The organism is Paenibacillus dendritiformis, assembly GCF_015845845.1.
Classification (GTDB): Bacteria; Bacillota; Bacilli; order Paenibacillales; family Paenibacillaceae; genus Paenibacillus_B; species Paenibacillus_B dendritiformis_C.
In genome coordinates this window covers 1-9,476 of the sequence record NZ_LDIG01000152.1, presented here as the reverse complement: position 1 = coordinate 9,476, position 9,476 = coordinate 1, and the positions used below count along the sequence as shown (strand labels likewise).

Below are 9,476 nucleotides of genomic sequence, written 5' to 3'. Positions count from 1 at the left end.
ACGGTGAGCCGGTTCCGGGAGAAACTGAGAAAGGTAGACCTACTTATCCTGGATGAAGTCGGATATGTGCCCTTTAGCCAGACGGGGGCGGAACTACTGTTCAATGTAATTGCGGATTGCTATGAAAGGCAAAGTGTTATTGTGACGTCTAACTTGGAATTCGGCCAGTGGACCTCCATCTTTGGGGATACCAAGCTTACATCTGCGCTGGTCGACCGCTTGGTGCACCATGCACATATTCTTTCGTTTACAGGCGAGAGCTTCCGTTTCAAACAAGCTATGGAACGAATCCCGTTGTAAGCTTTGAGGTTGGCAAGTGCCTTGGCACTTTTGGCTGCAAAATTGAGCATTTTTCACTTGCAAAAAACAACCCCGGTGTTGCTTACTTGATGGCGAAGCCTTGCGTTGAACGATGGACGTTTTAAACCTAAATGGTCACGGAGTGTACTGCCTTCATATTCTTTCCGGAATAAGCCGCGCCGTTGAAGCTCGGGGATGACAAAGTCTACAAAATCAGTTAACCCATCAGGCAAATTAGCAGGCAATATATTGAAACCGTCCGCTGCTTCTTTTATAAACCAGTCTTCTAATTGGTCGGCGATATCATAAGGAGTACCTAGAATAAATCGATGGCCGCGCGCTCCTGCTATCGAACGGTATAATTCCCGTATTGTCAGCCCTTGATTTTTCGCATGTTCATATATTAATTTTTGCCTGCTTGTACTCCCTTCGGTTAACGGCAGCTCTGGAAGAGGGCCGTCTATCGGCAAATGCGAAATGTCAATAACGTTTCCTAATTGTGTAGTCAGCAACCCCAACCCAACGACGGGATCAATCAATTCTTGCAGTACGTTATATTTCATTTCTGCTTCGGCGCGCGTTTCGCCAACAATCGGAAAAACACCCGGCATAATGATCAATTCTTCTTCATCTCGTCCATAACGGTTCAACTGATTTTTTAAGCCGCGATAAAATTCCTGTGCCTGTTCAAGTGTTTTGTGAGCGGTAAAAACAACCTCCGACCATTGTGCCGCGAAATCCTGTCCATCTTCCGATGATCCTGCTTGAACAATGACCGGGTAGCCTTGTGGTGGACGAGCTACATTTAATGGGCCTTTTACCGAGAAAAATTCGCCTTTATGTTTTAGAATGTGCAGCTTCTGAGGATCGAAAAAAAGTCCTGAATGTTTATCATATAGAAACGCATCATCCTCCCAGCTGTCCCAAAGACCTGTAACGACTTCCATAAACTCTCTGGCACGACGGTAACGTTCAGAATGACTAGCCTGTTTTTCTAAATTAAAATTTTGCGCTTCAGCGTCCGTTACTGAAGTGACCACATTCCATCCAGAACGTCCCCGACTCAAATAGTCCAATGAAGCAAATTTACGTGCAATATGAAATGGCTCGTTGTAGCTTGTGGAACAGGTTGCAGTCAATCCAATATGAGTTGTCGTCATCGATAGAGCCGACAATAAAGTGAGTGGTTCAAAATGAACCGTACGTCCCCAACGGCTTAACTCATCTTCATCTTTATAATGGGTTCGAATCCCCAATCCATCAGAAAGGAAAATCATATCAAACTTGCCTCGCTCAGCTGTCCGGGCAAGTGAAGCATAATAGTTTATATCAAGACCGCCCGCCGGATAAGCGTTTGGATGTCTCCATGCCGCAATATGGTGGCCGGGGGCAGGTATAAATGCCCCCAGTTTCATGAAACGTTTTGAATTGACCAATGACCTCACTCCAATCTGCTGTATTAATCGCATTCCATTAATGCTCCAACAATCATGCATAATTGCCTGAACGTCATTTCACGGAACCCTTCAGGCTCCACTGCTGCATGATGTGTGTAACAGTATGTTTCTTTTGTCAGCACTCCGCTTTTTTTCCTAAATCTACTCAACCAATATTCAGAGAGAAACGGTTTAGATATCTGCAGCCATTCCTTCGTAATACGTTCTATCTCAATATTCATCATCTCTGGACATCCATGTAAATACAAAGTTTCAGCTTGTACTCGTTTAAATAAGTTTGCTAAACATTTACTGTCTCGATTATGAGCATCATTCGGACATAAGGAAAAAATAACTGCAGGTATAACAATGAAAAAAATGGGATCCAATTCAGGAAATTCATCAACAATGATTTTGCAAAAACGCTTATAATTTCTAAGTTTCGATTTTGTAGCAAAATACCCCCTTTTTTGGGAGGATATCCCGCCATATCCCTGGCTCCCCAATGAAAATGCGGATTAAAAGGCTGCGTCATCTGCAATCGATCTACCGCCGAGTCCGGGTAATGAGTATTAAAAAAAGCAGATAACAGTCTCATTAGTACATTGGATACTAGCGGGAAACTTTGTGGCATAGATTTAATTTGACCAAAGAACAGCTTGGGGTCATTAACCGACTGAAAGGGCAGCATAGCAGCTTGAACTAATTCATCAATAGTTTGATAGACAGTCCCGCCCATCCGATATATTCCATGTTCGTACAAGATATCTTCTCGATGCATCTTACCATCCAAGGTAACTTGATGGCTTAATATATCCTGAAACCAACTCCGCGGATTTTCATGGTTGCTAGCATGATCAATTAGCACATATAGGATACGAGAGATTAAAGTGTGATTCACTTGTACAAAAGATGTTTCCGGACGGAATTTGAATTCCGGAAACTTAGACAAGCGATCTTGATGCAGTTGAATTAACGGTATAAGTTCTCCATTCCACATGGTTTGGACAAAGGGAGTGAATAGCGGATCTCGCCTATCCCTTTGTACAAATCGTTCACCGTTCCACGTATACAAAGGCAACTCGATTCGTTGCTCTTGCTCAAAGATCGAACCTGGAAGATAAATCACATCCCCGCTTATGAGCTCCGAATTCTCCGTCTGGTTGAAGCTGTATAAAGAAGGATAACCATACCCACATGAACATATAGTTTGGTTAAAATCAAGCATCCCAGCATGACCGCGAGCTATTTTTTCCCAATTCCCAATATGCCCGCTTCTCGGAGGACATAGATAAGGCGTTCTCTCAATAAGAGAAAGAAATAGCCCTACTTTGACATCCGTCATACCCAGATGAACCCAATCAAATGCGCACTCTCTTTCAATAAAACGCTGCAGATTGGACTTATTGTTTTTATTCGTATGTTCCAGTTTTGTTTGCAAGTTCAGTTCACGCATGAACTCTATTGGTTTGCTCATATTTTAATCCTCATTACAATCTATACTTTCTAATCGTCTTTTTTACTCAGCAGGCTCTTCATGACATATGCTAAGATGCCTCCACTCAAGTAATATTCCAGTTCAGCCGATGTTTCAATATTGGCCCTGACTGAAAACATCGTATAAGTACCATCTTCCTGCTCTGCTTTTACAATTAGCTCCTTGCCAACTTCAAGCTGTTCTAATCCGGTAACATAATAAAGCTCGTTACCTTTCAATCCATGGGATAGCCAGCTTTCATTCTCAATAAATGTCAACGGCAATACTCCCATATATATCAAATTGGAGCGATGAATTCTCTCAAAACTTTGTGCGATAACCGCTTGCACACCTAGAAGTTTGGAACCTTTAGCCGCCCAATCTCTCGATGATCCACAGCCATAATTTTTACCTGCCAATACAATAAGAGGTGTTCCTTCGGTATGATACCGCATCGCTGCCTCATAAATTGAAAGTATCTCCTCCGAAGGATGATGTTTTGTGAAACCTCCCTCATATCCCGGAATAAGCTCGTTCTTCAATCTGTTATTTGAGAAAGTGCCTCTTACCATCACTTCATGATTACCTCTCCGGGAGCCGAACACATTAAAATCTGATGGTAAAACACCTTTTTGCAATAAATATCGTCCAGCAGGATTGTCAGTATGTATAACCCCGCCTGGAGAAATATGATCAGTTGTAATACTGTCACCCAACATCGCCAACACCCGAGCTCCATAAAGCGGTAACCCCCCCTCATGTTGTCGCTCAAAGTAAGGTGCTCTCTTCAAATAGGTCGACTCTTCGTCCCACGGATAGAGTTCTTCCGCACATGCTTCTATGGATTCCCAGTTGGGATTTTGCAGCGTAAAGGAATGATAATTCTTCAGAAACATATCGGGCTGTATTGCAGAATCGACAATATCCTCAATTTCCTTATCGGTCGGCCAAATATCCTCTAGGAAAACCAGATGTCCATTTTTATCTACACCAAGCGGCTCACGAGTTATGTCGATATTCACTGTACCTGCAATCGCATAAGCAATAACAAGAGGAGGCGAAGCCAAGTAATTGGCGCGTATGAGTGGATGGATTCTGCCCTCGAAATTCCGATTGCCACTTAAAATCGATGCCGTGACCAGGTTTTTTTCTATGATCTGACTTGCAATATCATTTTCAATTGGCCCGCTGCTGCCGGAACAAGTCATGCATCCATAACCAACAACATGAAAACCTAGTCTCTCCAGAAACTCCATCAAACCTGCTTGTTCAAGATAAGCTGTTACAACTTTTGAGCCTGGAGACAAGCTGCTTTTTACATAATATGGAACAGAGAGTCCCTTATCTACTGCGTTCTTAGCGACCAATCCTGCTGCAACCATAACCGAAGGGTTCGAGGTATTCGTGCATGAAGTAATAGCTGCCAGCAATATCGAGCCGTGTGCGAGACTCCTCTTTTTCTTTTCGATTGCCAGTGTACTCTCATTTTCTGCTGATGTCATATCAGGAAGCAGCTGTTGAAGAGTCTGATGGAATGAAAGCTTTAAATCGTGAAGTGGTATTCGGTTTTCGGGCTTGAACGGCCCCGCTAAGCAAGGAACCACGGATGCAAGATCAATCGTAATGATGCGGTGGTAATTCGGAGCCTGATTCATTTCGCCATAAAGCCCCTGGTTTTTATAGTACTTTTCGATAAGTCCTATATGTGACTCTTTTCGTCCCGTTACACGCAAATATTTAATCGTTTCGTCGTCTACCGGAAAGTATGCGCAGGTCGAGCCGTACTCTGGGGACATATTCGCAAGAGTTGAGCGTTCTGTTAAACTTAATGAAGAAACTCCCTCACCAAAAAATTCAACAAATTCATCAACCACGTTTTCGGCTCTTAACCTTTCAGTCAATGTAAGTACAAGATCCGTGGTCGTTACCCCTGGTTTCAAGCGGCCGTGAAGATGAACCCCGGTAATAGCAGGGCTTAGTATGAATAAGGGATGTCCCAACATCACCGATTCTGCCTCTATTCCTCCTCCACCCCAACCTAAGACACCCAAGCCATTGATCATGGTTGTATGACTATCAGTTCCACAGACACTATCAGGATGTAAGAAATATGCATTTCCTTGCTGCTTTATATGAATAACAGGGGATAGATACTCTAAATTGAGTTGATGAATGATCCCGATCCCAGGAGGAAAAACCCGTAAATTAGGGAGAACTCTCTCCCCCCACTTCAGTAGTGTAAATCTCTCCTTATTTTCTCTATATTCCAAGTTAGTATTTATGGTAAGCGCTTCTGCGCATCCGGAGGCTTCTACTCGAATTGAATGGTCTACGATGACATCAGTTGGCACCACTGGCGTAACCCGTCTAGGATCTTCTCCCGCTAAATGAACAGCATCTCGCATAGCTGCAAGATCCGCAATAACAGGCACCCCTGTAAAATCCTGAAGAATTACACGTGCAGGAAGATAAGGTACCAATACGCCTTTTTTTCCTTCATAAAGGTGTCGAATTATTTGCTCGAAATGATCAGCTTGCAATGTTCCCGCCTCGAAAGCGCGCATCATCGCCTCCATTAATAGCTTGGCCGTATAAGGAGTTCGAGACATATTTAAGCCGAACCGTTCTTCGAGCTTACGTAGCGACCAATATTTATAGTTCGTTCCTTCATGCATCAATGTATCACTTAATTCTGTAAGCGTTCGGCTATTCATCCCTGTTCCCCTTCTATGGCTTTCCGTGTTTCAAGCCATTGAAATAATTGCTTCCTATCTATTTTTCCATTTGCATTTAGTGGCATCTCTTTAAGCGAATATATTTTTTTCGGCACCATGTACATTGGTAACTTTTGTTTTGCTACAGAGGTAAGAGCGAGTGTATTTATATTCCCGGTTACAAAAGCGACGATTCCTTTTGCGGTCCCTTCATGTATTGGCCAGGCAAGAGCCGCCGCCATAATAACACCCGGTTGAGTGGACAATATACCCTCAATTTCACTTAATTCAACGCGATAACCCTGCACCTTCACTTGATGATCCATCCTGCCCAAATAAACCATATTATTGTTGGAGAGCCTTAGCACCCTGTCTCCGGTTCGATAATACATATTGAGCTCACCTGAATGTGACTTTACTTCAACCATCCGCTTTCGCGTCTCATCCTCGTTATTCCAATAACCAGGAAAAGTCTGAGGGCCGCATATGCAAAGCTCGCCATCCATTCCTTGCGGTACAGGCATCAAGTCGTCATCTACTATTAGTGCATGAAGCCCCTCATAGACCTGGCCAATCGGAACGATCTCATTTCGGCATTCCATCGGCGAGACCTCACGCTTCCATTGATATACTGCACAAGCGATTGTTAGTTCAGTTGGGCCGTACAAATTTTCCACAACAGAATTTGGAGCAGCCTCTTGCCACTTTTCCGCAACCGAACGGTGAAGTGCTTCCCCGCAAAACAGACTTAACCGTAATCCGGGAAAACTATTTCTTTTTAATAAGTCTTGTTTTCGAAGCAGGGCAGCAATGGAGGGAACTGAAAACCAAATCGTTATTCGTTGTTCTTGTATATATTTAAAAGGATACAAAAGATCGATCGGTTCCATGGCACAAACCCTGGCCCCGTTGCTCCATGCCATAAACAGATCAAAAATCGATAAATCAAAAGTCTGGTCAAACGTTTGACTGAAACGATCATCAGGCGTGATATGATATCGCTTTTGATTAACCTTTAGAAAGTGAACGGCATTCGAATGAGCTATCGGAACTCCCTTCGGAAGTCCGGTACTTCCAGAAGTAAACAATAAATAAGCAATTCGATTTTTTTGATAGACAGGTAAGTTCAAAAGCAAATTAACTTGTTCCAAATCATCCTCGTCCCAAATATTCACTTTCTTGTCTGTTGTAAAGTTTGTTTTGGAGTAATCAGGAAAAAGCACACAAGCAGGAACCCTTTTTAACTCTTTGAGAATAGAGAGGAACTGAGCAGCCGATTCTTTATCCACGATAACAGCATCCAAAGCAGCACTTTCTATCATGGCGGCTGTTCGTTCGATCGGAAATTTGCGGTTCAACGGCACAAATGCAGCACCTGCATATAAACTCGCCAACACACCGATATATGAAACGTTACTTCGGTAAGCAAAGATACCAATCCGCTGAGGGACGAAATCGCTTTTCGTCAATATAATGGATGCCCATTTTCGGGCCGTTTCATCTAACTCCGCATAAGTATACGTTTGATGCTTAATTGTGAGTGCAACGTGATTTGGATACTTTTCAACGCAAGACAAAAATCCGGAATGAATACTCTCATCTTGAAAATATTCAGACAACACCGGTTCCCTCTCTATAGTCCGATTCTTTATCATAATAGGTTCCTCCCGAACGCAAATATCATTACGGGGCGCAATTAGCGCTTATTAATGGGAACATAGCTCAAATCTTTTTCCCCCGTGTAAGTCAAGAGAGGTCGTATGAGAATATTATTGTCGTACTGCTCCTGAACTTGAGCGATCCATCCCGGAAGTCGACCGGCAGCAAAAACCGAAATAAATAAATCATCAGGAATGGAAAGCAAGTGATAAATGACACTAGCGTAAAAATCAACATTTACGTCTATGCCTTTTCCGATGTATGATTTCATTGCCCCAACTACGGCTTCTAGAATGTCAAACCATAGAGGCTCTCCTCTTTCACGGCTCAAATTATAGGCTATCTCGCGCAAATGACGCGCGCGTGGATCTTCTGTTTGATATACGCGGTGACCGAAGCCCATCACCGGTTTTCGAGCCGCATGCTGTCTCTCAACATAAGCTGCTGCTAACTCAGGTCGACCTATTTCTTTAATCATGCCGATCACTTTTTCAATGGCACCACCATGAAGTTCTCCTGCAAAGGTTGCGATTGCGGCTGTCAAGGATGAGTAGAGATCAGAATTCGTGCTTGCCACAACACGAGCAGCGAATGCCGAGGCGTTGGAACCGTGGTCTGCATGCAGAATTAATATTTTCTCAAAGACTGAACTCACACGTTTTGTAGGAGGGGTACCATGAAGCATGTATAGAAAATTATCCGCATGCGATAGTGTCGCACTTGGCTCAATTATTGTTTGACCGCTCCGTAATTTGAGATGAGCTGCAATAATGGTTGGAATCTGAGCAATGAGTCTTATAGATCTGCGTTTGAAAAACATTGTCGAATTACGCTCTTCATCGTACATAGCCATTGCGGATATCACAGTTCGAAGCACCTCAATCGGATGCGCCTGATCCAATTTGCTTATAATATCTAACATCGCAGGAGGGATTTTCCGAGAACTTTTCAATTCCCGGTCAAAATCCTCCAGTTGTTTGGCTGTAGGCATTTTACCATACAGCAGTAAGTATGCTGTCTCTTCAAAATGAGATTGCTCTACCAAATCATGTATAGAGTAACCTCTATAGTGAAGATGCCCGTTCTTGCCGTCAATGGAAGAAATACGCGTTTTATCGAATGCGATCCCATTAAGCCCTCGATATAAAGTTTTATTAGAGCTTTCAATGACTTCAGAATTGAAACCATTCTTGACTGCTTCCGAAGAATCCGGATTAAAATACTTTTTTATCGCACCCACGCTTGTAAGAAGCGTTCTATCCTCTGGTAGAATTTCTAACCCATAACACTTCTCTAATGCAAGTAACAAGCTGATATGGCCCAAAGAATCCCATTCCATGATAGACTGATATTCTAACTGATCGGTTATAAGGTTTTCTGGTACACCAAGTACCTGTGATATCAACGTTTCGACGGTACTTTGATTGTTTTCTATTTGCGTATTATTATGCGAATTGGCTAACTCTACATCGTTTTGTGTTCGCATTGATAAGCTCCTTTATTCGTATTAAGCTATTTATTCCACGAAACTCTAGTTACCAAGAAATGTTTTTCGTTCATAAACCTGAATCCGTGAAATGAAATCATAGAAAAGTTAGAAAATGAGCCGCCGGTAAAGTAAAATAAGGAAAAAGGGAAGAATTCCCGTATTTCTTTAACTCACCCCGGAGGTGCCATTGATGAAACCCGTACGTTTTCAACTGGATCAGTCCGTGGAGATGCTGACCGCTCATTCCGGTCTTGCCCTCATTGGCTTGCTCCTTTCCCATACCCAGATTGCCAAGCGCTTGACTCGTTCCTCGCTTCCCGGTGTACATCAACCCACGGTCACTCACCCGGATGTGGTCTACGCGTACCTGGGGCTACTTTGTCAAGGGAAAAGTGACTTTG

5 protein-coding genes and 2 pseudogenes are annotated in these 9,476 nt (G+C 43.1%); 2 read left to right on the top strand and 5 right to left on the bottom strand.

Annotation, left to right across the window (positions count from 1 at the left end; all coding sequences use genetic code 11):
* A partial coding sequence (locus tag ABD76_RS14885) for an ATP-binding protein (RefSeq protein ID WP_197253989.1) occupies positions 1 to 300 on the top strand: 300 nt, incomplete at its 5' end.
* A gap of 53 nt (positions 301 to 353) precedes the next feature.
* On the opposite strand, the gene ABD76_RS14880 is transcribed toward ABD76_RS14885, so the two are convergent.
* The 5 genes and pseudogenes from ABD76_RS14880 to ABD76_RS14860 all read right to left on the bottom strand — a co-directional run bounded on the left by ABD76_RS14880 (position 354) and on the right by ABD76_RS14860 (position 9,072).
* Complete coding sequence (locus ABD76_RS14880) at positions 354 to 1,715, bottom strand: LLM class flavin-dependent oxidoreductase (protein ID WP_197258054.1); 1,362 nt, start codon at positions 1,713 to 1,715, stop codon at positions 354 to 356.
* Positions 1,716 to 1,759: 44 nt separating this feature from the next.
* Positions 1,760 to 3,081: pseudogene (locus ABD76_RS14875) on the bottom strand (DUF6025 family protein).
* A 161-nt stretch (positions 3,082 to 3,242) separates the two neighbouring features.
* Positions 3,243 to 5,927: an aconitate hydratase AcnA gene (gene acnA / locus ABD76_RS14870; protein WP_197258052.1), complete on the bottom strand. Its 2,685-nt coding sequence runs from the start codon at positions 5,925 to 5,927 to the stop codon at positions 3,243 to 3,245.
* Positions 5,924 to 7,582, bottom strand: coding sequence for an amino acid adenylation domain-containing protein (locus ABD76_RS14865; protein WP_197258051.1), 1,659 nt, complete (start codon positions 7,580 to 7,582; stop codon positions 5,924 to 5,926). Before ABD76_RS14865 ends, acnA begins: the two co-directional genes overlap by 4 nt.
* A 41-nt stretch (positions 7,583 to 7,623) precedes the next feature.
* Positions 7,624 to 9,072, bottom strand: coding sequence for a citrate/2-methylcitrate synthase (locus ABD76_RS14860; protein WP_197258050.1), 1,449 nt, complete (start codon positions 9,070 to 9,072; stop codon positions 7,624 to 7,626).
* Positions 9,073 to 9,265: 193 nt separating this feature from the next.
* Between ABD76_RS14860 and ABD76_RS14855 the strand changes: the two are divergent.
* Positions 9,266 to 9,476: pseudogene (locus ABD76_RS14855) on the top strand (IS1380 family transposase); the annotation flags it as partial.

Coding starts and splice junctions, on each gene's coding strand:
- ABD76_RS14860 (WP_197258050.1), bottom strand. CDS start 9,072: ATGCGAACACAAAACGATGTAGAGTTAGCCAATTCGCATAATAATACG.
- ABD76_RS14880 (WP_197258054.1), bottom strand. CDS start 1,715: ATGAAACTGGGGGCATTTATACCTGCCCCCGGCCACCATATTGCGGCA.
- acnA (WP_197258052.1), bottom strand. CDS start 5,927: ATGAATAGCCGAACGCTTACAGAATTAAGTGATACATTGATGCATGAA.
- ABD76_RS14865 (WP_197258051.1), bottom strand. CDS start 7,582: ATGATAAAGAATCGGACTATAGAGAGGGAACCGGTGTTGTCTGAATAT.